Source organism: Mycobacterium sp. 1482292.6 (assembly GCF_001672995.1).
Taxonomy (GTDB): Bacteria; Actinomycetota; Actinomycetes; order Mycobacteriales; family Mycobacteriaceae; genus Mycobacterium; species Mycobacterium europaeum_A.
The window spans coordinates 40,780-63,645 of the sequence record NZ_LZKV01000048.1 but is presented as its reverse complement, the minus strand read 5'-3'; the positions used below and the strand labels follow the sequence as shown (position 1 = coordinate 63,645).

Here is a 22,866-nt window from a genome sequence, read left to right as displayed (position 1 = left end):
TCGTGGCGGAGCCCCGTGCTAGCGGGGGGAGGCTAGCCAATGGATTCGAAACGCTGAGTAGGTGAAGGGACGCTATGGACGCGGCGACGACGACGGCTGGCCTCAGCGACTTGAAATTTCGTTTGGTGCGGGAGTCTTTCGCCGACGCGGTGTCGTGGGTGGCGAAGAACCTGCCGTCCAGACCCGCGGTGCCGGTGCTCTCCGGTGTGCTGCTGTCCGGCACCGATGAGGGCCTGACGATCTCCGGATTCGATTACGAGGTTTCCGCCGAGGCGCAGGTTGCAGCCGAAATCGCTTCTCCGGGAAGTGTTTTGGTGTCCGGCCGGCTGTTGTCGGACATCGTGCGGGCGCTGCCCAACAAGCCCATCGACTTCTACGTCGACGGCAACCGGGTGGCACTGCACTGCGGAAACGCCAGGTTCTCGTTGCCGACGATGGCCGTCGAGGATTACCCGACGCTGCCGGCGCTGCCCGAAGAGACCGGGACGCTGCCCGCCGACTTGTTCGCCGAGGCGATCAGCCAGGTGGCCATCGCGGCCGGCCGCGACGACACGCTGCCGATGTTGACCGGGATCCGGGTTGAGATTTCGGGGGACACGGTGGTTTTGGCGGCCACCGACAGATTCCGCCTGGCGGTTCGCGAGCTGACCTGGTCGGCGGCCTCGCCGGACATCGAAGCGGCGGTCCTGGTGCCGGCCAAGACATTGGCCGAAGCCGCCCGGACCGGGGCCGACGGCTCCGAGGTCCGGTTGGCACTGGGTGCGGGTTCGGGCGTCGGGAAAGACGGATTGCTCGGCATCAGCGGGAACGGCAAGCGCTCCACCACCCGTCTGCTGGACGCGGAATTCCCGAAGTTCCGCCAACTGCTGCCGGCCGAGCACACGGCCGTCGCCACCATCAACGTGGCCGAATTGACCGAGGCGATCAAGCTGGTGGCGTTGGTCGCCGACCGGGGCGCCCAGGTGCGGATGGAATTCAGTGAGGGATCGCTGCGCTTGTCGGCCGGTGCCGACGATGTCGGCCGGGCCGAAGAAGACCTCGCGGTCGATTTCGTCGGCGAGCCGTTGACCATCGCGTTCAACCCGACGTATCTGACCGACGGGTTGGGGTCGGTCCATTCCGAGCTGGTGTCGTTCGGCTTCACGACGCCGGGCAAGCCGGCGCTGTTGCGGCCGGCCTTGAGCGACGACAGCCACCCGACCGGCCCGGGTCCGTACAGCGCCCTGCCGACCGATTACGTCTACTTGTTGATGCCTGTCCGGTTGCCTGGCTAGGTGTACGTCCGGCATTTGGGACTGCGCGACTTCCGGTCCTGGGCACACGCCGACCTCGAATTGCAGCCTGGTCGGACGGTCTTCATTGGATCCAACGGCTTCGGGAAGACGAATCTCCTTGAGGCGCTGTGGTATTCGAGCACTATGGGCTCGCACCGGGTGGGCACGGACGCGCCGTTGATCCGCGCCGGAGCCGAGCGCGCGGTGGTTTCCACGATCGTGGTCAACGAAGGCAGGGAGTGTGCGGTCGATCTGGAGATCGCGGCGGGCCGGGCGAACAAGGCGCGGCTCAATCGTTCCCCGGTGCGCAGTACGCGCGAGGTGATTGGGGTGCTGCGCGCGGTGCTGTTCGCCCCCGAAGACCTGGCGTTGGTGCGGGGCGATCCATCCGACCGGCGCCGCTACCTCGACGATCTGGCGACGGTGCGCCGCCCGGCGGTGGCCGCGGTGCGCGCCGACTACGAAAAGGTGCTGCGGCAGCGCACCGCGCTGTTGAAATCCCTGTCCGGGGCGCGCTACCGCGGCGACCAGAGCGCACTGGACACGCTCGACGTGTGGGACAGTCGCCTGGCCGAACACGGCGCCCAATTAATGGCCGCCCGTATCGATTTGGCGAACCAGTTGACGCCAGAGGTCGAAAAGGCCTACCAGCTGCTGGCCCCGGGATCGCGCGCCGCATCCATCGGCTATCGCTCCAGCCTGGGCGCCCAGGCCGCGGCGGACATCGCCGGCGCCGACCGGGAGTTCTTGGAAGCCGCCCTGCTGGCGGCGTTGTCGGCGCGCCGCGACGCGGAGCTCGAACGCGGCATGTGTCTTGTCGGCCCGCACCGCGACGATCTGGAATTGTGGCTTGGGGACCAGCCCGCGAAAGGCTTTGCCAGCCATGGCGAATCGTGGTCATTAGCGTTGTCGCTGCGGCTGGCCGCATACGAATTGCTGAGGGCCGAAGAAAGCGAACCCGTGTTGTTGCTCGACGACGTCTTCGCCGAACTCGACGCCGCCCGGCGCCGCGCGCTGGCCACGGTCGCCGAATCCGCCGAACAGGTGCTGGTCACCGCGGCGGTGCTGGAAGATATCCCGGCCGGCTGGGACGCCCGCCAGGTGCACGTCGATTTGCGTGACAGCGACTCGGGCCGGGTGTCGGAGATGCACTCATGACCGGTGCTGATGAGGGACCCCGGGCCCCGTCGAATGCCCTGAGTGGCATCGATCTGGTCCGCCGCACCCTCGAGGAGGCCCGGGCCGCGGCGCGGGCTCAGGGTAAAGACGCCGGCCGCGGCCGGGCGGCGGCCCCCGCCCCGCGCCGGGTCGCGGGTCAGCGGCGCAGTTGGTCGGGGCCGGGACCTGACGCACGCGACCCGCAGCCGCTGGGTAGCCTGGCGCGCGACCTGGCGAGAAAACGTGGGTGGTCCGCGCAGGTCGCCGAGGGCACGGTGCTGGGCAACTGGGCGACCGTCGTCGGCCATCAGATCGCCGACCACGCGGTGCCGACCGCGCTGAACGACGGTGTGCTGAGCGTGGCCGCCGAATCGACGGCGTGGGCGACCCAGCTGCGAATGATTCAATCGCAGTTATTGGCCAAGATCGCCGCCGCCGTCGGCAACGGCGTGGTGACGTCGTTGAAGATCACCGGCCCGGCAGCGCCCTCCTGGCGCAAGGGGCCGCGTCACATCGCTGGACGAGGGCCGCGCGACACGTACGGCTAGGGAGGTTGGCGGCGACCCCGCATCCCCAGATCACGCTTCGTCCACAGGCCGCTGAAATCCGCCAGGACGACGCGGACCCCCTCGACGCACGTCGGGACGCGGCGAGAATAAAGAAATCGTGCGCACGGCGCGGTTAGCTGGGTAGAAACGCGGCCAGAAAATCGGTGCGGATGCCTGTTCACGCTAGACTGGCAGGATGCGACTGTTGCGGTGACTGGAACCGCCCGCATGAAACCCCAAGGAGAGCATTCCGACCGTGGCTGCCCAGAAGAAGAAGGCACAAGACGATTACGGCGCTTCAGCGATCACCGTGCTCGAGGGCCTCGAGGCCGTCCGCAAACGCCCCGGTATGTACATCGGGTCCACGGGTGAGCGTGGTCTGCACCACCTCATCTGGGAGGTGGTGGACAACTCGGTCGACGAGGCGATGGCCGGCTACGCCGACAAGGTCGACGTCCGGATTCTCGACGACGGCAGCGTAGAGGTCTCCGACAACGGGCGCGGTATTCCGGTCGCGATGCACGCCACCGGTGCCCCCACCGTCGACGTCGTGATGACGCAGCTGCATGCGGGCGGCAAATTCGGCGGCGAGAACAGCGGCTACAACGTCAGTGGTGGTCTGCACGGCGTCGGTGTGTCGGTGGTCAACGCGCTCTCGACCCGGCTCGAGGTCGACATCGCCCGCGACGGCCACGAATGGTCGCAGTATTACGACCGCGCGGTCCCCGGCACCCTCAAACAGGGCGAGGCGACCAAGCGCACCGGCACCACGATCCGGTTCTGGGCCGACCCGGAAATCTTCGAGACCACCGAATACGACTTCGAGACGGTGGCGCGCCGGCTGCAGGAAATGGCCTTCCTCAACAAGGGTTTGACCATCAACCTCACCGACGAACGGGTGAGCAACGAAGAGGTGGTCGACGAGGTCGTCAGCGACACCGCCGAAGCGCCCAAGTCGGCGGAGGAGAAGGCCGCGGAATCCACTGCGCCACATAAGGTTAAGCACCGCACCTTCCACTACCCCGGTGGCCTGGTCGACTTCGTCAAACACATCAACCGCACCAAGAGCCCGATCCAGCAGAGCATCATCGACTTCGACGGCAAGGGTCCCGGCCACGAGGTCGAGATCGCGATGCAGTGGAACGGCGGCTACTCGGAGTCGGTGCACACCTTCGCCAACACCATCAACACCCACGAGGGCGGCACGCACGAGGAGGGCTTCCGCAGCGCGCTGACGACAGTGGTCAACAAGTACGCCAAAGACAAGAAGCTGCTCAAGGACAAGGACCCCAACCTCACCGGCGATGACATCCGCGAAGGCCTGGCCGCGGTGATCTCGGTCAAGGTCAGCGAGCCGCAGTTCGAGGGGCAGACCAAGACCAAGCTGGGCAACACCGAGGTGAAGTCCTTCGTGCAGAAGGTCTGCAACGAGCAACTCACGCACTGGTTCGAAGCCAACCCCGCGGACGCCAAGGTCGTGGTCAACAAGGCGGTGTCGTCGGCGCAGGCCCGCATCGCCGCCCGCAAAGCACGAGAGTTGGTGCGCCGCAAGAGCGCAACGGATCTCGGCGGGCTGCCCGGCAAGCTCGCCGACTGCCGCTCCACCGATCCACGCAAGTCGGAACTGTATGTGGTGGAGGGCGACTCGGCGGGCGGCTCGGCCAAGAGCGGCCGCGACTCGATGTTCCAGGCCATCCTGCCGCTGCGCGGCAAGATCATCAACGTCGAAAAGGCCCGCATTGACCGGGTTCTGAAGAACACCGAGGTCCAGGCGATCATCACCGCGCTGGGCACCGGCATCCACGACGAGTTCGACATCGCCAAGCTGCGCTACCACAAGATCGTGCTGATGGCCGACGCGGATGTCGACGGTCAGCACATCTCGACATTGCTGCTGACGCTGCTGTTCCGTTTCATGCGACCGCTGATCGAACACGGGCACGTGTTCTTGGCGCAGCCGCCGCTGTACAAGCTGAAATGGCAACGCAGCGATCCCGAATTCGCCTACTCCGACCGCGAGCGCGACGGCTTGCTGGAGGCCGGCCAGAAGGCGGGCAAGAAGATCAACAAGGACGACGGTATCCAGCGTTACAAGGGTCTTGGCGAAATGGACGCCAAGGAATTGTGGGAAACCACAATGGATCCCAGCGTCCGAGTGCTGCGCCAAGTCACGCTCGACGACGCCGCGGCCGCCGACGAGCTGTTCTCCATTCTGATGGGCGAGGACGTCGATGCGCGCCGCAGCTTTATCACCCGTAATGCCAAGGACGTTCGCTTCTTAGATGTCTAGACGGCTGAGCGATTCAGACCGGCCACCGTTGACCGACCAACGAGGAATTCATGACTGACACCACGCTGCCGCCTGGCGACGACTCCGTCGACCGGATTCAACCAGTCGACATCCAGCAGGAGATGCAGCGCAGCTACATCGATTACGCGATGAGCGTGATCGTCGGGCGTGCGCTGCCCGAGGTGCGCGACGGTCTCAAGCCGGTGCACCGGCGCGTGCTCTACGCGATGTACGACTCCGGGTTCCGCCCGGATCGCAGCCACGCGAAGTCGGCGCGGTCGGTCGCCGAGACGATGGGTAACTACCACCCGCACGGCGACGCGTCGATCTACGACACGCTGGTGCGCATGGCGCAGCCGTGGTCGCTGCGCTATCCGCTCGTCGACGGCCAGGGCAACTTCGGCTCGCCCGGCAACGACCCGCCGGCCGCCATGCGGTACACCGAGGCGCGACTGACCCCGCTCGCGATGGAGATGCTGCGCGAAATCGACGAGGAGACAGTCGATTTCATTCCCAACTACGACGGTCGTGTGCAGGAGCCGACCGTGCTGCCGAGCCGGTTCCCCAACCTGCTGGCCAACGGCTCGGGCGGTATCGCCGTGGGCATGGCGACCAACATCCCCCCGCACAACCTGCGCGAGCTGGCCGAAGCCGTCTACTGGTGCCTGGACAATCACGAAGCCGACGAAGAGGCGACGCTGGCCGCGGTCTGCGAGCGGGTCAAGGGTCCGGACTTCCCCACCCACGGTCTGATCGTCGGATCACAAGGCATCCACGATGCGTACACCACCGGCCGCGGGTCGATCCGGATGCGCGGAGTCGTTGAGGTAGAAGAGGATTCACGCGGCCGCACCTCGCTGGTGATCACCGAGTTGCCCTACCAGGTGAACCACGACAACTTCATCACCTCGATCGCCGAGCAGGTGCGCGACGGCAAGTTGGCCGGCATCTCCAACATCGAAGACCAGTCAAGCGACCGCGTCGGCCTGCGCATCGTGGTGGAGATCAAGCGCGACGCCGTCGCCAAGGTGGTGCTGAACAACCTCTACAAGCACACCCAGCTGCAGACCAGCTTCGGGGCGAACATGTTGTCGATCGTCGACGGGGTGCCGCGCACGCTGCGCCTCGACCAGATGATCCGCCACTACGTCGCGCATCAACTCGACGTGATCGTCCGGCGCACCACCTACCGGTTGCGCAAGGCCAACGAGCGCGCGCACATCTTGCGCGGTCTGGTCAAAGCGCTCGACGCGCTCGACGAGGTGATCGCCCTGATCCGCGCGTCGGAGACCGTGGAGATCGCCCGGGCCGGCCTGATCGAGCTGCTGGACATCGACGAAATCCAGGCCCAGGCGATCCTGGACATGCAGCTGCGCCGGCTGGCCGCCCTGGAGCGCCAGCGCATCGTCGACGACCTGGCCAAGATCGAAGCCGAGATCGCGGACCTGGAAGACATCCTGGCCAAGCCGGAGCGGCAGCGCCGCATCGTGCACGACGAGCTCGCCGAGATCGTCGACAAGCACGGCGACGAGCGCCGGACCCGGATCATCGCCGCCGACGGCGACGTCAACGACGAGGACCTGATCGCCCGCGAGGACGTCGTCGTCACCATCACCGAGACCGGTTACGCCAAACGCACCAAGACCGACCTGTACCGCAGTCAGAAACGCGGCGGCAAGGGTGTGCAGGGCGCCGGCCTGAAGCAGGACGACATCGTGCGGCACTTCTTCGTGTGCTCCACGCACGACTGGATCCTGTTTTTCACCACCCAGGGCCGGGTCTACCGGGCCAAGGCGTACGAACTGCCGGAGGCGTCGCGAACGGCGCGCGGTCAGCACGTCGCCAACCTGCTGGCGTTCCAACCCGAGGAGCGCATCGCCCAGGTCATCCAGATCCGCGGTTACGAGGATGCCCCGTACCTGGTGCTGGCCACCCGCAACGGGCTGGTGAAGAAGACCAAGCTGACCGACTTCGACTCCAACCGCTCGGGCGGAATCGTGGCGATCAACCTGCGCGACAACGACGAGCTCGTCGGCGCGGTGCTCTGCTCCGCCGACGAGGACCTGCTGTTGGTCTCGGCCAACGGCCAGTCCATCCGGTTCTCGGCGACCGACGATGCGCTGCGGCCGATGGGCCGAGCCACCTCGGGTGTGCAGGGCATGCGGTTCAACGCTGACGACTACCTGTTGTCGCTCAACGTGGTCCGCGAGGGAACCTATCTGCTGGTGGCAACGTCTGGTGGGTATGCCAAGCGCACCGCGATCGAGGAATATCCGGTGCAGGGCCGCGGCGGCAAGGGCGTCCTGACGGTGATGTACGACCGCCGGCGTGGCAGGCTGGTTGGTGCGTTGATTGTCGATGAGGACAGCGAGCTGTACGCGATCACCTCGGGAGGCGGCGTCATCCGCACCGCAGCGGGCCAGGTCCGCAAGGCGGGACGGCAGACCAAGGGCGTGCGCCTGATGAACCTCGGTGAAGAGAACACGCTGCTGGCCATCGCCCGCAACGCCGAGGCGAACGCGGACGAAGTCGTCGAGGAAATCGACGGTGCCACGGAGTCGGACAGCTAGTCGGTAGCGAGCCACTAGACTCAGCCCGATGACGGTCGGGCCGCGTGGCGGGCCGAGTAGGAGACCTAAGGAGTCGGGGTGACCTCACCGAACGAGCCGGGCGCCCCCAAAAAGGGGGATGCCCCCAACGGGGATGGTTCGGTTGAGCGAGCCGGTGTGCGCCGCGCGGCGCCACCGGCACCGGGTGGCCGCGCCCAAGACGGTGGGGACGGGCCACCGTGGCAGCGCGGCGGCACCCGACCCCAGCAGCCGGGTCCTCGGCATAACGAACCGCCCACCGAGAAGCGGCCCTCGGGCCAGGCCGGCGGCGTCGAGGCCCGGCTGAACCGCTTCATCTCCGGCACCGCGGCGCCCGGCGCTCCGGCGCACGCCAAGGAGCCTGAGCCCGCGCCCGCCCGCGCCGAGACCTCTGCGACCGAGGCCTACGCGAGCGAGTTGCCGGACCTGTCCGGTGGAGTGCCGCGCGGCCCGCACCGCAAACCCGCGCCCGAGCGCCCCGCCGAGTCGCCGAGCGCGTCGGGGTCCGGACGGTCGGCCACCGCCGAAAGCCGGGAAGGCCGGGATAACCGGGACAACCGGGTGCAAGTGTCACGGCGAACGCGGGGCCCGGTGCGGGCCAGCATGCAGATCCGCCGCATCGATCCGTGGAGCACCCTGAAGGTGTCGCTGCTGCTCTCGGTGGCGCTGTTCTTCGTCTGGATGATCGCCGTCGCGTTCCTCTACCTGGTGCTCGGCGGCATGGGCGTGTGGTCGAAGTTGAACAGCAACGTCGGTGACCTGCTCAACAACACCAGCGGCAGCAGCGGCGAACTGGTGTCCAGCGGCACGATTTTCGGCGGCGCGGTCCTGATCGGGCTGGTCAACATCGTGTTGCTGACCGCGATGGCCACCATCGCTGCTTTCGTCTACAACCTGACCACCGATCTGATCGGCGGTGTCGAGGTGACGTTGGCGGATCGGGACTAGCAGTGGACGCTGCGTTTTTGGGAGTCGGGCGGGGAGTGCGGTAATCTCGTCGCTCGGCCGTACGCGAGTACGGGCCTATAGCTCAGGCGGTTAGAGCGCTTCGCTGATAACGAAGAGGTCGGAGGTTCGAGTCCTCCTAGGCCCACAACCATGTGCCCGTCAAGACGTTGCGTAAGACTCGCACTGCCGCTGGGACTTATCGCCGTATTGGCAGCGGTGGCGTGGTCCCGACGCGGAGTCGAGGTCTGGCACGTGGCTGTGGATGACCAAGGTCAACCACCCAGTCACGATGAGGGGCCTTAGCTCAGTTGGTAGAGCACCGCCTTTGCAAGGCGGGTGTCAGGGGTTCGATTCCCCTAGGCTCCACAAGTCACGCCCCTTCCCCGGCTCCCGCGTAGGACGAGCCGAGAAAGCGTTCCACCAGGGCCCGCTCGGCGGCGGCATCTTTGAGCGGCCAGCCCCACAGCGCCAGGAAAACGCGGATCAGCCACTGCGCCGCCAGCGGATCGTCGTGCCCGGGCCCCAGCATCTCGGCGGCCAGGGCCGTCACGATCGGTGAGTTGATGACCCAATCGCTGACCGGGGCGGCGTGGATAGAGCGCATGAGCTGGGCCAGCGGATCGGAGCGCAGCCGTTCGAGCGCCATGATGGTGGCGGTCACGACCCGCTGGGGGCCTCGAAGGTCCTCGATGGCGTCACGGGTGGTGTCCACGATGCGGGCGGCCTGGATGCGGATCACGGCGTCGCGGATCGTCGCCTTGCCGCCGGCATGGCGATAGATCGTCGCCGGTGAGCAATGCACCCGGGCGGCCAGGGCTTCGATCGAGAAATCCTCGTATCCCCGGCGGGCGATGAGGTCGGCCGCCGCGGTATAGATCCGTTCGGCGGCTTCGCTACCGCGGTCGCGGCCCACCAACCAATCACTCCCAGTCATCCGTCCATGCTGCACCGCCTGCGGGCTACGGAAACGCTTTTCTCAGGCCGAGAATTCACTACGCAGATTTCTCAGCCGAAGTTGCTGCTGGCGACTGGTGGGCGCCGCCAGCGGCGTTCGGCCGCGAGCCGCGAACGTTCCTCAACTTTCCCGCATGCCATTGACCCGCCGGTGAGCTGCATCGAGCCTGAAACGCATGGCCGTGTTGGACAAGGCGATCCGATTCTTCGGCAGCGAGGCGATCCAGGACCCGTACCCGCTGTATGACCGGATGCGCGCCGAGGCGCCGGTGCACCGCATCGGCGACTCCGTCTTTTACGCGGTATGCGGTTGGGACGCGGTTCTTGAGGCCGTCGATCGGGTAGGAGACTTTTCGTCGAACCTCACGGCGACCATGGTGTTTCACGCGGACGGCAGCGTTACACCGTTCGATATGGGACCGCCGGGAGCCTCGATGCATACATTGGCCACCGCGGACGACCCGATTCATGCGATGCACCGGAAGATCCTGCTACCCCATTTGTCGGCCAAACGCGTTCGGATCATTGAAGAATTCGCCGCACAGACCGCGGACCTTCTCTGGGAGGAGAACCTGCGCGATGGTCAGATCGAGTGGATGAGCGCGGTCGCCAACCGGTTGCCGATGATGGTGGTCTGCAAGCTGTTGGGTCTGCCCGACGATGATGTCGACAGGCTCATTCGGCTCGGCTACGCCACCACCACCTTGCTCGACGGGATCGTCACACCCGACCAGCTCACAGCGGCCGGAGTCGCCGCAATGGAACTCTCCGGCTATGTCCTCGAGCACTTCGAAAAGTCAAGCGACAACAGTGAAGACGGTCTGATCGCCGATCTGGCAGCGCGCTGCACATCGGGTGAACTTGAACAGCTGCCAGCGCTCGGCATCATGCTCACCCTCTTCAGTGCCGCGGGAGAATCGACGGCGTCGCTGCTGGGCAGCGCGGCCTGGATCCTTGCCGATCGCCCCGGGATCCAACAACAACTTCGCGAAAACCCGCAATTGCTAAGTAGTTTCATCGAAGAGACGCTGCGCTTTGAGTCGCCGTTTCGCGGCCATTACCGCCACGTGTGGCGCGACACCACGCTGGGTGGGGTCGAGGTGCCGGCCGGCGCGCACTTGTTACTGATGTGGGGAGCGGCGAACCGCGACCCGACCCACTTCGTGGATCCGAACGAGTTTCGGCTCGATCGCGCGTCCGCCAAGGGCCACGTGAGTTTCGGTAAGGGCGTGCATTTCTGCGTGGGTGCCGCGCTGGCCCGCTTGGAGGCCCACATCGTGCTGCGGATGCTGCTCGAGCGCACTTCATGGATCGATGCGACCGACGTCGGCGAATGGCTGCCGAGCGTCCTGGTCCGTCGCCGCGAACGGCTTCAGCTGGCTGTGCGGTGATCTAGGGCCGCGGCTGCACCTCGACGCTGGGCGGCCGCGACTGGGGATCCTGGGGCTTCGCCCGCACCGAGCGCCGGATGATGCTGAACGCCGCGGCGCCGCCGGCGAGGACGGCGACGGCGACGCCCGCCAAGACCAAGGGGCGCTTGCCACGACGCTGCGCGCGCCGTGCGTCCTGCAGGGCCTGGGGCAGGCTCGTCACCACTTCCTGTGCGGCGGCCAGCTCCTGGGCAAGGGTCTCCTGGGCCGCGGCGAGGTCCCGGGCCAGCCGCCCCTCTTGATACCGGCGGCGCAGCTGCGCCGCGGTCGACTGCGCGGACTGGACACTCAGGCCGACCACCCCACGGGTGAGGTCTACCGGTCCCTGCGCCGAATAGCTCAGGCCGCGGGCCAATCGCTGCCGCGGCGTCAGCCGGGAATCCGCCTTCGCGCTCATCTGTCGCCTTTCTGTCCCGTGGAACGAGCCGGCCGTGACACCGACCGGGTAACTGAACAGACTGCCAGCATAGGGACGTCGTCGTCGGTCGTGCGTGCGCGCGGCGATTTCGATGACGGTCCGCGTTGGGTGACACCGCGTGCGGCAACGCCCACCCGTAGTGGCAGACTCTCATGCCGTGACCAACAGCCCCTTTCAGACTGCTACCGCGACGCTCCACACCAACCGCGGCGACATCAAGGTCGCCCTCTTCGGAAACCACGCGCCCAAGACCGTCGCCAACTTCGTTGGCCTGGCGCAGGGCACCAAGGAGTACTCGACGCAGAACGCATCGGGAGGCTCTTCGGGCCCCTTCTATGACGGCGCGGTCTTCCACCGGGTGATCCGGGGCTTCATGATTCAGGGTGGCGACCCGACCGGAACCGGTCGCGGCGGCCCGGGTTACAAGTTCGCCGACGAGTTCCACCCCGAACTGCAATTCGACAAGCCCTACCTGCTGGCGATGGCCAACGCGGGCCCCGGCACCAACGGCTCGCAGTTCTTCATCACCGTCGGGCAGACCCCGCACCTGAACCGGCGCCACACGATCTTCGGCGAAGTGACCGATCCGGAGTCGCAAAAGGTCGTCGACGCCATCTCCACGACGAGCACCGACGGCAACGACCGTCCGACCGAGCCGGTCGTCATCGAGTCGATCACCATCTCCTGAACCCGGCACCAGCCGCGGGCCGCTCAGGGCTGCTGGCGGCCCGCGTAGCCGGCTTCGGTGAGCGCGTCGAGCACCTCCACCGGGTCCGTCCCGAGGTCCCATCGGGAGAACAGCACCAGGTCGCCGTCGGCGGTCTCGACCTCGAGTAACCGCACCTTGCGCCCGTAGCGGCGGAACTCCATGATGCGGATGATCTTGATGTCGGAATGCTGCAATACCTGCGTTCGGAACCAGCCGCGCAGCATCAGCCCGCCGGTTGTGATTGCCAGCTTGGGACGCGCGTGCCACGACACGCCGGCAAACAAGAGCAGACCCGCCGCGGCAACGCCCGCCAGAATCCGCCCGGGCGGGTCTGTGACCACGGTCACAGCCGCGATAGCCATCAAAACGCCCGCGGCTCCACAACCAGCGATTCCCGCCGTGTGCGGCTGCCATTGTGTTTGCTGCATGCGGTCCTTAACCCCTCCCACCACCGGCTATGCAGTTATCCACATCAGCTATCAACAGTGGGGATAAATCACACGCGTGTGATTGGGTGGCCGGAAAGTTGCTGACGCCGTACCAAATCAACCCGGAAATGAATTCATTACACCGACCATCCCGCTCAGTGCCAGCGCATCGTGAGCAACAAACCGGTGATCATGAAAGCGAACGCGATCGCATAGTTCCACGGACCCAGTTGCGCCATCCAGTTCAGGGCGGCCGGGGCCTGGCTCCCGACGGCGGCCAGCTGGAACACCATCAGCCAGACGAGGCCGATCAGCATGAGACCGATGAACAGCGCGACGAACCACACGCTCGACGGCCCGACCTTGACTTTCACCGGCGTGCGGCTGACCGCGCCGACGGTGAAGTCGTTCTTCTTGCGGACCTTGGACTTGGGCATGATTACCTCGCGGATTACCTCAACGACACGGTGAGCGGGACGGGGTGCAACGATAAACAGTGCAGTCGCACCCATAGCTTGGCTACGAGACTAACTCACCTGGGACGGTGACCAGGAAATGGAGACTCGATGATCCAGACGCGCCGGTCGCCATGGCGCTTCGGCGTCCCGGTGGTGTGTCTGCTGGCCGGCCTGTTGCTCGCCGCAACCCACGGAGTCTCCGGCGGCGCCGAAATCCGCCGCAGCGACGCCCCGCGCCTGGTGGACCTGGTCCGTGAGACGCAGTCGTCGGTGAACCGTCTCAGCGCCCAACGCGAGCAACTGACCGCCAAGATCGATGCCGCGCACGGCCGCTCCTCGGACGCCGCACTGTCGGCCATGCTGCGGCGTTCCACGCAACTCGCGGGCGAGGCGGGGATGAGCCCGGTGCACGGGCCGGGCCTGGTGGTCACGCTGGCCGACGCCCAGCGCGACGCCAACGGTCGCTTCCCGCGCGACGCCTCCCCCGACGACCTGGTGGTGCATCAGCAAGACATCGAGGCCGTGCTCAACGCGCTGTGGAGCGCCGGCGCCGAGGCGATCCAGATGCAAGACCAGCGGATCATCGCCACGTCGGTGCCGCGCTGCGTCGGCAACACGCTGCTGCTCAACGGGCGGACCTACAGCCCGCCGTACACGATCACGGCGATCGGCAACGCGGCGGCCATGCAAGCCGCCCTGGCAGCCGCTCCGCTGGTGCTCCTGTACAAGCAATACGTGGTCCGCTTCGGCCTCGGCTACGACGAACAGGTGAAGTCCGACGTGCAGGTCGTCGGTCATGCCGAGCCCGACCGGCTGCATTTCGCGCAGCCCAACGGCCCCATCGGCTACTGACGTCCACTGACCAGCTACACCGGCGGCCGCGGACGGTAACCTGACACGATGCGGATCTTGGTTGTCGACAACTACGACAGCTTCGTGTTCAACCTGGTGCAGTACCTCGGTCAGCTGGGTGTGGACGCCGAAGTCTGGCGCAACGACGACACCCGGCTCGCCGATCAGGCCGCCGTCGCCCGGCAGTTCGACGGGGTGCTGCTCAGTCCGGGGCCGGGCACCCCGGAACGCGCGGGCGCCTCGATTCCGATGGTTCGTGCCTGTGCCGCCGAGCGGACGCCGCTGCTCGGGGTCTGCCTGGGGCACCAGGCCATCGGCGTCGCATTCGGCGCCACCGTCGACCGCGCCCCCGAACTGCTGCACGGTAAGACCAGCAGCGTCCATCACACCAATGCCGGTGTGCTGCAAGGTCTTCCGGATCCGTTCACCGCAACCCGCTACCACTCGCTGACCATCCTGCCCGAGTCGCTGCCGCCGGTGCTGCAGGTTACGGCCCACACCCCGAGCGGCGTGATCATGGGCGTGCGGCACACCGATCTACCGATCCACGGCGTCCAGTTCCACCCGGAGTCGATCCTCACCGAGGGCGGCCACCGCATGCTGGCGAACTGGCTCGCCGATTGCGGGTGGGAGCGCGACGACACGTTGGTGCGCCGGCTCGAGAATGACGTGCACGCCGCGGTGCGGCCGTATTTCCCGGCCGATCCGACGGCTACTGACCGAACTTCAGCGTGATGATGCCGTCGCGGTTGACCCCGGCGCCCGCCGGCGGGTTCTGATACACCACCCGATGCGATTGGGAGCTGCCGGCGTCGACGTCGGCGCCCTTGTCCAGGATGCCCGTCCAGCCCAGCGCCCGTAGCCGCGGTTCGGCGTCCGTCCAGAACATGCCGGACAGGTCGGGCATGACGAACTGGTTGCCCTTGGACACCTGCAGCTCGATCACCGAGTCCACCGGAATCATCTGGCCCTTGGGCGGATTGGTGCCGATCACCTCGCCGGCCGGGCGAGTACTGTCCACCTGCACCTGGGTGACCTTGCTGAAGCCGTAGACGGTCAGGTTCTTCTGCGCGATGTCCACGGTCTGGCCGGCGATGTCGGGGACCTGCTTTGTCTCGGGCCCGGAGCCGACGATGAGGGTGACGACATTGGTGATCGCCGACGTCTGGTTGGCCGGCGGGTTGGTCCCGATCACCTTGCCCAGCAATTCCGGGGTCGACGGCGAGTTGGCCTGCTTGAACTTGCTGAAGCCCGCGGCCTTCAGCTTGGCGACCGCGTCGGCGTAGCTCAGCGAGGACACGTCGGGCACCTCGCGCTGTTCGGGGCCGGTGGAGACATTGATGGTGATCTCGTCGCCCGCATTGACCGACGCGTTGGCGCCCGGGTCGGTACCGATGACGTGATCGGGCGGGATCGTCGAATCCGGCTTCTGCAATGTGCGGGTCTTGAACCCCCGGTTCTGCAGCGCCGCGATGGCATCGGCGGACACCTGCCCACGCACGTCGGGCACCTGCACGTCCCGGGCGCTGCCCCCAAAGGTGTTGAAAGCAATGACGACAACGATCGTCAGGACGGCCAACGCGGCCACCGCGACAATCCAGCGGCCGACCGAACCGACGCTGCGGTCCTCGCCCGCGTCGGCGAGAACCTGACGCGGCAGCGGGTCGGTGCGCGTCGGGCCGCCGCCGGCGGGCCCCGAGGACAGCAGCGAGCTGCGGTCGGCGTCGGTGAGCACCTTGGGAGCTTCGGGCCTCTCGCCGTTGTGCACCCGGATCAGATCGGCCCGCATCTCCGCCGCCGTCTGATAGCGGTTGTCGGGATTCTTGGCCAGCGCCTTGAGCACCACGGCGTCGAGGTCGGCGGAGATGCCGTCGTGCCGCTGCGAGGGGGGGACCGGGTCTTCCCGAACATGTTGGTACGCAACGGCAACGGGTGAGTCGCCGGTGAAAGGCGGTTCACCCGTGAGGATTTCGTAGAGCACGCAACCCAGGGAGTACACGTCGGAACGCGCGTCGACCGTATCGCCGCGGGCCTGTTCGGGGGACAGGTACTGCGCGGTTCCGATCACCGCGGCGGTCTGGGTGACGCTGTTGCCGCTGTCGGCGATCGCGCGGGCGATGCCGAAGTCCATCACCTTGACCGCGTTGGTGGTGCTGATCATGATGTTGGCCGGCTTGACGTCGCGGTGGATGATGCCGTTCTGGTGGCTGAAGTTCAGCGCCTGGCACGCGTCGGCGATGATCTCGATGGCCCGCCGCGGCGGCAGCGGCCCATCGGTGTGCACGATGTCGCGCAGGGTGACGCCGTCGACGTACTCCATCACGATGTAGGGCAGCGGCCCGGTGGGCGTCTCGGCCTCGCCGGTGTCGTAGACGGCGACGATCGACGGGTGATTCAACGCGGCGGCGTTTTGCGCCTCGCGCCGGAAGCGAAGGTAGAAGCTGGGGTCGCGGGCCAGATCCGCGCGCAGCACCTTGACCGCGACATCGCGATGCAAGCGGACGTCGCGGGCCAGGTGAACCTCGGACATACCCCCGAAGCCGAGGATTTCGCCCAGTTCATAGCGGTCGGACAGGTGCTGCGGCGTGGTCATTGCGGTGTTCCGTGTCGGGCCGGCGCGTGGTGGAAGCCGGAAGTCCCTATTGTCCCGTTATCCGGCCAATTGAGCCGCATGCCGGGCTGTGCCCCCGAACCGCTCGGCGTCTTGCTCGCCGGCGGCGCGGACGCGGGTGGGGTTCCGGTATCGGTCACGGTCGGCGGCTGTTGCTGCTGGTCCGCCCGCGAGTTGATGACGATGAGCACCGCGATGATGATCGCGAGCGCGCCGAGCACCCCGGCGGCCCACAGCAGGGCCCGCTGGCCCGACGAGAAGGTCCGCCTGGCCGGCGGCGGGCGATGGCCGCCCGTGGTCGGCCGCGACCGGCGGGGTGCGGCACTGCGGCCCGGCGACACCGCGGCGGCGCGGGTGGTGGGGCTGGACGGAATGGCCGCCGGCGATGCGCGGCCCGGAGGCGGTGACTGGCTGGGCCGCGGCGGCCGACGGCCGGCGCGCACCGCGGCCACGGCGTCGGCGAACGGCCCCCCGCTGCGATAGCGCATCGCGGGGTTCTTCACCAGCGTGATCTCGATCAGTTCGCGCACGTTGGGCGGCAGCTCCGCGGGCAGTGGCGGCGGCGGTTCCTTGATGTGCTTCATCGCCACGGTCAGGGCGCCGTCGCCGGTGAACGGCCGCTTGCCCGAAACAACCTCGTAGCCAACGACTCCCAGCGAGTACACGTCGCTGGACGGGGTGGCGTCGTGACCCAGGGCCTGTTCGGGCGCGATGTACTGGGCGGTCCCCATCACCATCCCGGTCTGGGTCACCGGTGCGGCGTCGACGGCCTTGGCGATACCGAAGTCGGTGATCTTCACCTGGCCGGTGGGGGTGATCAGGATGTTTCCGGGTTTGACGTCGCGGTGCACCAGGCCGGCCGCGTGCGCGACCTGCAGGGCCCGACCGGTCTGCTCGAGCATGTCCAGCGCGTGCCGCAGCGACAGTCGGCCGGTGCGCTTGAGCACCGAGTTCAGCGGCTCACCGTTGACCAGCTCCATCACCAGGTAGGCGGTCCGGCCCTCCCCGTCGAGCTGGCTCTCGCCGTAGTCGTGGACGGCGGCGATGCCGGGGTGGTTGAGCATGGCGGTGGTGCGCGCTTCGGCGCGGAACCGCTCGATGAACTCCGGGTCCTGGGAGAACTCCTGCTTGAGGACCTTGACCGCGACGCGCCGGCCCAACCGGCTGTCCACCGCCTCCCACACCTGACCCATGCCGCCGGTGGCGATCAGGCGCTGAAGGCGGTATCTGCCAGACAGCGTCACACCAACTCGCGGGCTCATGGTCCTCCCTGTAGCGCAGCCTGGATCACAGCCCGTCCGATCGGCGCGGCGAGTGCACCCCCCGTCGCGGACAGGCGGTCGGCGCCATTCTCCACCAACACCGCAACGGCGACCTTCGGGGTCTGCGCGGGCGCGAACGCGATGTACCACGCGTGCGGCGGGGTGTGCCGCGGATCGCTGCCATGCTCTGCGGTACCAGTCTTCGATGCGATCTGCACGCCGGGAATGGCCCCTTTCTGCTGTGCGACCTTCTCGGCGCCGACCATCAGCTCTGTTAGCTTAGCGGCGACCTGCGGCGACACGGCGCGCCGCTGCTCATAGGGTGCTGTGGTGCTGATGGTGGTCAGGTCGGGCCCCTTGAGGCTGTCGATCAGGTAGGGCTGCATCGTCACCCCATCGTTCGCGATGGTCGCGGCGATCTCGGCGTTTTGCAGGGGTGTCATAGCGACATCCTTCTGCCCGATGCTCGTCATGCCCAGCGCCGCGGCGTCCGGAATGATCCCGATGGTCGACTCCGCGACCTGCAGTGGGATGACGCTGGGCGTGCTGTCCAGCCCGAACGAGTGCGCCATGTTGCGCAGCGCGTCGGATCCGGTGAGGAGCCCGAGCTGGACAAAGGCGGTGTTGCAGGACAGGGCGAACGCCTGCTGCAGCGACACCGTCGGCTCGTTTCCGCACGACTCCCCACCGTAGTTCTCCAAAGTGGCGGTGCTGTTGGGTAGCGGAATCGAACGGGCGGCGGTCAGCTGCTCGGTGTCGGAGGCACCGGCCTGCAGCGCGGCCGCGGTGGTGATCACTTTGAAGGTGGACCCGGGCGGGTAGGTCTCCGAGATGGCCCGGTTGGCCAGCGGATTGTCCGGGTCGTCCCGCAACTTCTGCCAGGCCTGCGCCTGCACCTCGGGATCGTGCGACGACAGCAGGTTGGGGTCGTACGACGGCGACGACACCATCGCCAAGATCCGGCCGGTCGACGGCTCGAGGGCGACCACGGCGCCCTTGCAGGGCGGACCGCCGCAGCCCTGTTGCATCGCGTCCCAGGCGGTCTGCTGGACCCGCGGCTTGATCGTGGTGTCGACGTTTGCGCCGCGTGGATCGCGCCCGGTGAAGAAATCGGCCAGCCTGCGCCCGAACAGCCGCTCGTCGGAGCCGTTCAGCAGCGGATCCTCGGCGCGTTCCAGACCGGTGCTGGAATAGCGCAGCGAGTAGAAGCCGGTGACCGGCGCGTACACCGCGGGGTTGGGGTAGACGCGCAGGAAGCGGTAGCGGTTGTCGGTGGCGGCCGAGTAGGCCAACAGCTGGCCGCCGGCCACGATCTGGCCGCGCTGGCGTGAATACTCGTCGAGTAGGACCCGCTGGTTGCGCGGGTCGGCACGCAGCGAATCGGCGGCGAAGACCTGCGTCATCGTGGCGTTGATCAGAAGCAACACGATCAACGCCATCACGGTCACCGAGATCCGGCGCAGGGAGGCGTTCATACTTTCTCGATCACCTCGGTGCCGGCCGCCGCGATCGACGGCTGGTTGCGTGCGCGGGTGCGCAAGGGACGACGGGCGCTGTGCGAGATGCGCACCAGGATTGCCAGCAGCACGTAGTTCGCCAGTAAGGACGAGCCGCCGTAGGACATCCACGGCGTGGTCAACCCGGTCAGCGGAATGAGCTGGGTTACGCCGCCGACGACGATGAACAGCTGAAGCGCCAGCGTCGACGCCAGACCTGCGGCCAACAGCTTGCCGAAGCTGTCGCGGGTGGCGATGGCCGTGCGCAGCCCGCGCACGATGACGATGGTGTAGAGCATCAGAATGCTGGCCAGGCCCACCAGCCCGAGCTCTTCGCCGAACGCGGCGATGATGAAGTCGGTCGAGGCGGCGGGCACGGTGTCCGGCTGGCCGTTACCGAGGCCGGTGCCGAAGATGCCGCCGGTGGCAAAACTGAACAGCGACTGGACGATCTGGTAGCCGCTGCCGTCGGGGTCGGAGAACGGGTCCCACCACATCTGCACCCGCACCCGAACGTGGGCGAAAATGTAATACGCGACAACGCTTCCCGCGACGAACAGGACCAGGCCGATGCCCACCCAACTGAAGCGCTGGGTGGCCAGGTACACCACCACCAGAAACGACGTGTACAGCAATAGCGAAGTGCCGAGGTCCTTTTCGAAGGCCATCACGCCGACGGAGATCACCCACGCCGCCAGCAGGGGCGCGAGGTCGCGGGGGCGGGGCAGCGTCAAACCCATGAAATGCTTACCGACGCTGGTGAACAGGCCGCGCTTGGCGATCAGCACTGCGGAGAAGAAGATGAGCAGCAGAATCTTGGAGAACTCGGCGGGCTGAATTGAGAAGCCGGGCAAGCGAATCCAGATCTTGGCGCCGTTCTGTTCGGACAGCGATGCCGGCAACAGGGCGGGGATCACCAAAAAGATCAGGCCGACCAGTCCGCAGATGTAGCCGTAGCGCGCCAGTTGCCGATGGTCCTTCAAGAACGTGACCACCAGGGAGAAGGTCACCACGCCGATCAGGGTCCACAGCATCTGCTGGGTCGCGCTGGGGTGGTGCCGGCCGCTGAGCTGATTGGTGACCAGATCGAGGCGGTGAATCATCACTAGGCCAAGACCGTTGAGTAACGCCACAATTGGCAACAGCAGCGGGTCGGTGTAGGGCGCGAAGCGCCGGATGGCCATGTGTGCGGACCCGAAGACGACAAGGAACACCAGCCCGTAGCTGATGGCGGTCCAGTGCAGGTCGCGCTCTTGGTTGGCTTCGACTATCAGCAGCGCGGCGACGGTGATCAGTGCGGCGAAGCCCAGCAGCAGCAACTCGGCGTTGCGCCGGGTGGGCAACGGGGGGGTGACCGCGACCGGCGGCTGAAGCTGTGTCGTCATGCCACCGTCCGGCAATCGATGCCTGGTTGAAGTGGCGGCCCGGGAAGCGCGGTGACTGTCTGCGACGTGGTCGTCGGACCTGCCGGCGCAGAGTTCGCGGGGCCGTTGGCGCTCGTGCTCGGTGGGGGGCTGGCGCTCGAAGAGCTGGAGGTCGGCGGTGCTGGTGATGCGGTGGTGCCGGATTCTGGTGTTCCGCTGCGGGGGGCCGGCGATCCGGGCGGCGACGTGGCGCGCGGGGGCGGACAGATCGGCAGCAGATATTCCGCCAGCAGTTGCCGCAGTTGCGATTCGGCCTGGTCCAGGCTGCCGCCCGGCAGCCCGGTTTGCACCTGCACCTGTCCCGGGCGGCGCAGGTCTTGCAGCGTCATCAGCTGGCAGTTGGAGTGGCCGGATTGGCCGTAGCTGACCAGGGACAGCTCGTTGCGGGTGTTGAGGCAGCCCACCAGGTAGGGCTGCTGCAACGGGACGCCCAACAGGGTGCCCTGGATCCCGCGGACGATGGAGATTTTGCCGCTGTATTCCGCGACGTAGTAGTTGCGCTGGATGACCCACCATCCAACGGTGAGGCCGGCGAATACCAACAGCACCGCCAGCCCGACCGCCAGGAACATCTTCCGGCGCGACCAACGCGGCCGATTCGGTGTTTCCGGTTGCGGCGCAACGCGTTTGGCAGACTCGTCGCGCGGCCGGATCGCCGAGGCGCGTCCGGCGGAGGTGTTGGGCAGGGTCATCTGATCCTCGTCGCCCGACACCGCCCCGGCGAGGATCGGCTGGGTCTGCCCGTAGTCGTAGTCGACCACGTCGGCGACCACCACCGTCACGTTGTCCGGGCCGCCGCCGCGCAACGCCAACTCGATGAGGCGGTAGGCGGCCTCGGCGACGTCGGGGATCTGCAGCGCCTCGAGGATGGTCTCGTCGCTGACTGGATCCGATAACCCGTCGGAGCACAACAGATAACGGTCGCCGGCGCGCGCCTCGCGCATGGTCAACGTCGGCTCCACCTCGTGACCGGTCAGCGCCCGCATGATCAACGACCGCTGCGGGTGGCTGTGGGCCTCTTCCCGGGTGATCCGGCCTTCGTCGACCAAGGTCTGGACGAACGTGTCGTCCTTGGTGATCTGGGTGAGCTCACCGTCGCGCAGCAGGTAGCCACGCGAGTCGCCGATGTGCACCAACCCGATGCGGTCGCCGGCGAACAGGATGGCGGTGAGGGTGGTGCCCATCCCCTCCAGCTCTGGTTCGGCTTCGACCTGCGCGGCGATGGCCGCGTTGCCGGAGCGGACCGCATGGTCGAGCTTGGCCAGCAGGTCGCCGCCCGGCTCGTCGTCGTCGAGGTGGGCCAGCGCGGCGATGACCAGCTGGGACGCCACCTCCCCGGCGGCGTGACCACCCATGCCGTCGGCCAGCGCGAGCAGTCGCGCGCCGGCATAGACCGAGTCTTCGTTGTTGGCGCGGACCAGGCCGCGATCACTGCGCGCGGCGTATCGCAGAACCAGTGTCACGGGCGCAACTCGATCGCCGTTTTGCCGATCCGAATCGGCGTTCCGATTGGAACTCGTACCGCAGTCGTCACCTTCGCCCTGTCAAGGTAAGTACCGTTGGTCGATCCTAGATCCTCGACGTACCACTCCGAGCCGCGCTGAGACAGCCGGGCGTGCCGCGTCGAGGCGTAGTCGTCGGTGAGCACCAGCGTGGAGTCGTCGGCCCGTCCGATCAGTACCGGCTGTCCGCTCAGTGTGATGCGTCCGCCTGCCAGCGCCCCTTCGGTGACCACCAGATAACGGGCCGCATGCCGGCGCTGACGAGAAGGTAGCAGCGTGCTGCGCAAAGCCAATCCCCGTCGCACCATGACAGCACCGGTGGGCGCGTAGATGTCTGTCCGAAGGATCCGCAGCACGGACCAGATGAATACCCACAGCAGCATCAAAAATCCGGCGCGCGTCAGCTGCAGTACCAGTCCCTGCATCTGGCGTCCTTTCCGTCCTAACGTCGCATCCCTGGTGCCCGTGACTCCGAGCACATCGGCTACGTCACGATACTTGGACGGCGGTCGACAC

The 22,866-nt window shown here is 67.0% G+C and carries 20 protein-coding genes and 2 tRNA genes; 12 read left to right on the top strand and 10 right to left on the bottom strand.

The features are described 5' to 3' along the window. The first annotated feature begins 74 nt into the window (after positions 1–74). From dnaN to A5624_RS03935, 8 genes are all read left to right on the top strand, one after another. On the top strand, positions 75–1,274 hold the full coding sequence (gene dnaN, locus A5624_RS03970) for a DNA polymerase III subunit beta (RefSeq protein ID WP_066861838.1): 1,200 nt from the start codon (positions 75–77) through the stop codon (positions 1,272–1,274). After that, positions 1,275–2,432, top strand: coding sequence for a DNA replication/repair protein RecF (gene recF / locus A5624_RS03965; protein ID WP_066861836.1), 1,158 nt, complete (start codon positions 1,275–1,277; stop codon positions 2,430–2,432). Continuing rightward, on the top strand, positions 2,429–2,980 hold the full coding sequence (locus tag A5624_RS03960; RefSeq protein ID WP_066861832.1) for a DUF721 family protein: 552 nt from the start codon (positions 2,429–2,431) through the stop codon (positions 2,978–2,980). The genes recF and A5624_RS03960 overlap by 4 nt, the downstream gene beginning before the upstream one ends. Before the next feature lie 256 nt (positions 2,981–3,236). After that, positions 3,237–5,270: a DNA topoisomerase (ATP-hydrolyzing) subunit B gene (gyrB, locus tag A5624_RS03955; protein WP_066861829.1), complete on the top strand. Its 2,034-nt coding sequence runs from the start codon at positions 3,237–3,239 to the stop codon at positions 5,268–5,270. 50 nt (positions 5,271–5,320) lie between these two features. Then, a complete protein-coding gene (gene gyrA / locus A5624_RS03950; protein ID WP_066861826.1) occupies positions 5,321–7,840 on the top strand; it encodes a DNA gyrase subunit A in 2,520 nt (839 codons plus the stop codon). 78 nt (positions 7,841–7,918) lie between these two features. Next, positions 7,919–8,806 (top strand): DUF3566 domain-containing protein, encoded by an 888-nt coding sequence (locus tag A5624_RS03945; RefSeq protein ID WP_066861822.1) that lies wholly within the window; start codon positions 7,919–7,921, stop codon positions 8,804–8,806. Between the two features lie 71 nt (positions 8,807–8,877). Further along, positions 8,878–8,951, top strand: a tRNA-Ile gene (locus tag A5624_RS03940). Positions 8,952–9,099: 148 nt separating this feature from the next. Beyond that, positions 9,100–9,172 (top strand) — tRNA-Ala (locus A5624_RS03935). 4 nt (positions 9,173–9,176) lie between these two features. On the opposite strand, the gene A5624_RS03930 is transcribed toward A5624_RS03935, so the two are convergent. Then, a complete protein-coding gene (locus A5624_RS03930; protein ID WP_066861819.1) occupies positions 9,177–9,740 on the bottom strand; it encodes a TetR/AcrR family transcriptional regulator in 564 nt (187 codons plus the stop codon). A gap of 196 nt (positions 9,741–9,936) precedes the next feature. Here A5624_RS03930 and A5624_RS03925 point away from each other — a divergent pair, with 196 nt between their 5' ends. Further along, on the top strand, positions 9,937–11,151 hold the full coding sequence (locus tag A5624_RS03925; RefSeq protein ID WP_066861816.1) for a cytochrome P450: 1,215 nt from the start codon (positions 9,937–9,939) through the stop codon (positions 11,149–11,151). A 1-nt stretch (position 11,152) separates the two neighbouring features. On the opposite strand, the gene cwsA is transcribed toward A5624_RS03925, so the two are convergent. After that, positions 11,153–11,587, bottom strand: a complete 435-nt coding sequence (cwsA, locus tag A5624_RS03920) for a cell wall synthesis protein CwsA (protein ID WP_066861813.1) — start codon at positions 11,585–11,587, stop codon at positions 11,153–11,155. 160 nt (positions 11,588–11,747) lie between these two features. On the opposite strand from cwsA, the gene A5624_RS03915 reads away from it, so the two are divergent. Next, positions 11,748–12,296 carry a peptidylprolyl isomerase gene (locus A5624_RS03915; RefSeq protein WP_066861810.1) on the top strand — a complete coding sequence of 183 codons (549 nt, stop codon included), beginning with the start codon at positions 11,748–11,750 and terminating at the stop codon, positions 12,294–12,296. A gap of 23 nt (positions 12,297–12,319) precedes the next feature. Here A5624_RS03915 and A5624_RS03910 read toward each other — a convergent pair whose 3' ends face one another. Both A5624_RS03910 and crgA read right to left on the bottom strand, forming a co-directional pair. Continuing rightward, complete coding sequence (locus tag A5624_RS03910) at positions 12,320–12,745, bottom strand: PH domain-containing protein (RefSeq protein WP_066861807.1); 426 nt, start codon at positions 12,743–12,745, stop codon at positions 12,320–12,322. Positions 12,746–12,900: 155 nt separating this feature from the next. After that, entirely contained in the window at positions 12,901–13,182 is a 282-nt protein-coding gene (crgA, locus tag A5624_RS03905) for a cell division protein CrgA (protein ID WP_066861804.1), read from the bottom strand. 129 nt (positions 13,183–13,311) lie between these two features. On the opposite strand from crgA, the gene A5624_RS03900 reads away from it, so the two are divergent. Together A5624_RS03900 and A5624_RS03895 are read left to right on the top strand one after the other, a co-directional pair. After that, a complete protein-coding gene (locus A5624_RS03900; RefSeq protein WP_066861801.1) occupies positions 13,312–14,055 on the top strand; it encodes a DUF881 domain-containing protein in 744 nt (247 codons plus the stop codon). Between the two features lie 48 nt (positions 14,056–14,103). Further along, a complete protein-coding gene (locus tag A5624_RS03895) occupies positions 14,104–14,790 on the top strand; it encodes an aminodeoxychorismate/anthranilate synthase component II (protein WP_066861798.1) in 687 nt (228 codons plus the stop codon). On the opposite strand, the gene pknB is transcribed toward A5624_RS03895, so the two are convergent. The 6 genes from pknB to A5624_RS03865 are packed head-to-tail and all read right to left on the bottom strand — an operon-like array spanning position 14,768 to position 22,775. Beyond that, entirely contained in the window at positions 14,768–16,648 is a 1,881-nt protein-coding gene (pknB, locus tag A5624_RS03890; RefSeq protein ID WP_066861795.1) for a Stk1 family PASTA domain-containing Ser/Thr kinase, read from the bottom strand. The genes A5624_RS03895 and pknB overlap by 23 nt on opposite strands. Further along, positions 16,645–17,928 carry a serine/threonine-protein kinase gene (locus tag A5624_RS03885; RefSeq protein WP_066861792.1) on the bottom strand — a complete coding sequence of 428 codons (1,284 nt, stop codon included), beginning with the start codon at positions 17,926–17,928 and terminating at the stop codon, positions 16,645–16,647. Before A5624_RS03885 ends, pknB begins: the two co-directional genes overlap by 4 nt. Further along, on the bottom strand, positions 17,925–19,403 hold the full coding sequence (gene pbpA, locus A5624_RS03880) for a D,D-transpeptidase PbpA (protein WP_066861789.1): 1,479 nt from the start codon (positions 19,401–19,403) through the stop codon (positions 17,925–17,927). Before pbpA ends, A5624_RS03885 begins: the two co-directional genes overlap by 4 nt. Further along, entirely contained in the window at positions 19,400–20,809 is a 1,410-nt protein-coding gene (locus tag A5624_RS03875; protein WP_066861786.1) for an FtsW/RodA/SpoVE family cell cycle protein, read from the bottom strand. The genes pbpA and A5624_RS03875 overlap by 4 nt, the downstream gene beginning before the upstream one ends. Further along, a complete protein-coding gene (locus A5624_RS03870; protein WP_066861784.1) occupies positions 20,806–22,311 on the bottom strand; it encodes a PP2C family serine/threonine-protein phosphatase in 1,506 nt (501 codons plus the stop codon). The genes A5624_RS03875 and A5624_RS03870 overlap by 4 nt, the downstream gene beginning before the upstream one ends. Continuing rightward, on the bottom strand, positions 22,308–22,775 hold the full coding sequence (locus A5624_RS03865; protein WP_007771646.1) for an FHA domain-containing protein: 468 nt from the start codon (positions 22,773–22,775) through the stop codon (positions 22,308–22,310). Before A5624_RS03865 ends, A5624_RS03870 begins: the two co-directional genes overlap by 4 nt. Positions 22,776–22,866 lie beyond the last annotated feature (91 nt).

Bases quoted from the DNA above. Each gene is read 5' to 3' on its own strand.
- dnaN (WP_066861838.1), top strand. From the start codon at position 75: ATGGACGCGGCGACGACGACGGCTGGCCTCAGCGACTTGAAATTTCGT.
- A5624_RS03960 (WP_066861832.1), top strand. From the start codon at position 2,429: ATGACCGGTGCTGATGAGGGACCCCGGGCCCCGTCGAATGCCCTGAGT.
- gyrA (WP_066861826.1), top strand. From the start codon at position 5,321: ATGACTGACACCACGCTGCCGCCTGGCGACGACTCCGTCGACCGGATT.
- A5624_RS03930 (WP_066861819.1), bottom strand. From the start codon at position 9,740: ATGACTGGGAGTGATTGGTTGGTGGGCCGCGACCGCGGTAGCGAAGCC.
- A5624_RS03925 (WP_066861816.1), top strand. From the start codon at position 9,937: ATGGCCGTGTTGGACAAGGCGATCCGATTCTTCGGCAGCGAGGCGATC.
- cwsA (WP_066861813.1), bottom strand. From the start codon at position 11,587: ATGAGCGCGAAGGCGGATTCCCGGCTGACGCCGCGGCAGCGATTGGCC.
- A5624_RS03910 (WP_066861807.1), bottom strand. From the start codon at position 12,745: ATGCAGCAAACACAATGGCAGCCGCACACGGCGGGAATCGCTGGTTGT.
- crgA (WP_066861804.1), bottom strand. From the start codon at position 13,182: ATGCCCAAGTCCAAGGTCCGCAAGAAGAACGACTTCACCGTCGGCGCG.
- A5624_RS03900 (WP_066861801.1), top strand. From the start codon at position 13,312: ATGATCCAGACGCGCCGGTCGCCATGGCGCTTCGGCGTCCCGGTGGTG.
- A5624_RS03895 (WP_066861798.1), top strand. From the start codon at position 14,104: ATGCGGATCTTGGTTGTCGACAACTACGACAGCTTCGTGTTCAACCTG.
- pknB (WP_066861795.1), bottom strand. From the start codon at position 16,648: ATGACCACGCCGCAGCACCTGTCCGACCGCTATGAACTGGGCGAAATC.
- A5624_RS03885 (WP_066861792.1), bottom strand. From the start codon at position 17,928: ATGAGCCCGCGAGTTGGTGTGACGCTGTCTGGCAGATACCGCCTTCAG.
- pbpA (WP_066861789.1), bottom strand. From the start codon at position 19,403: ATGAACGCCTCCCTGCGCCGGATCTCGGTGACCGTGATGGCGTTGATC.
- A5624_RS03875 (WP_066861786.1), bottom strand. From the start codon at position 20,809: ATGACGACACAGCTTCAGCCGCCGGTCGCGGTCACCCCCCCGTTGCCC.
- A5624_RS03865 (WP_007771646.1), bottom strand. From the start codon at position 22,775: ATGCAGGGACTGGTACTGCAGCTGACGCGCGCCGGATTTTTGATGCTG.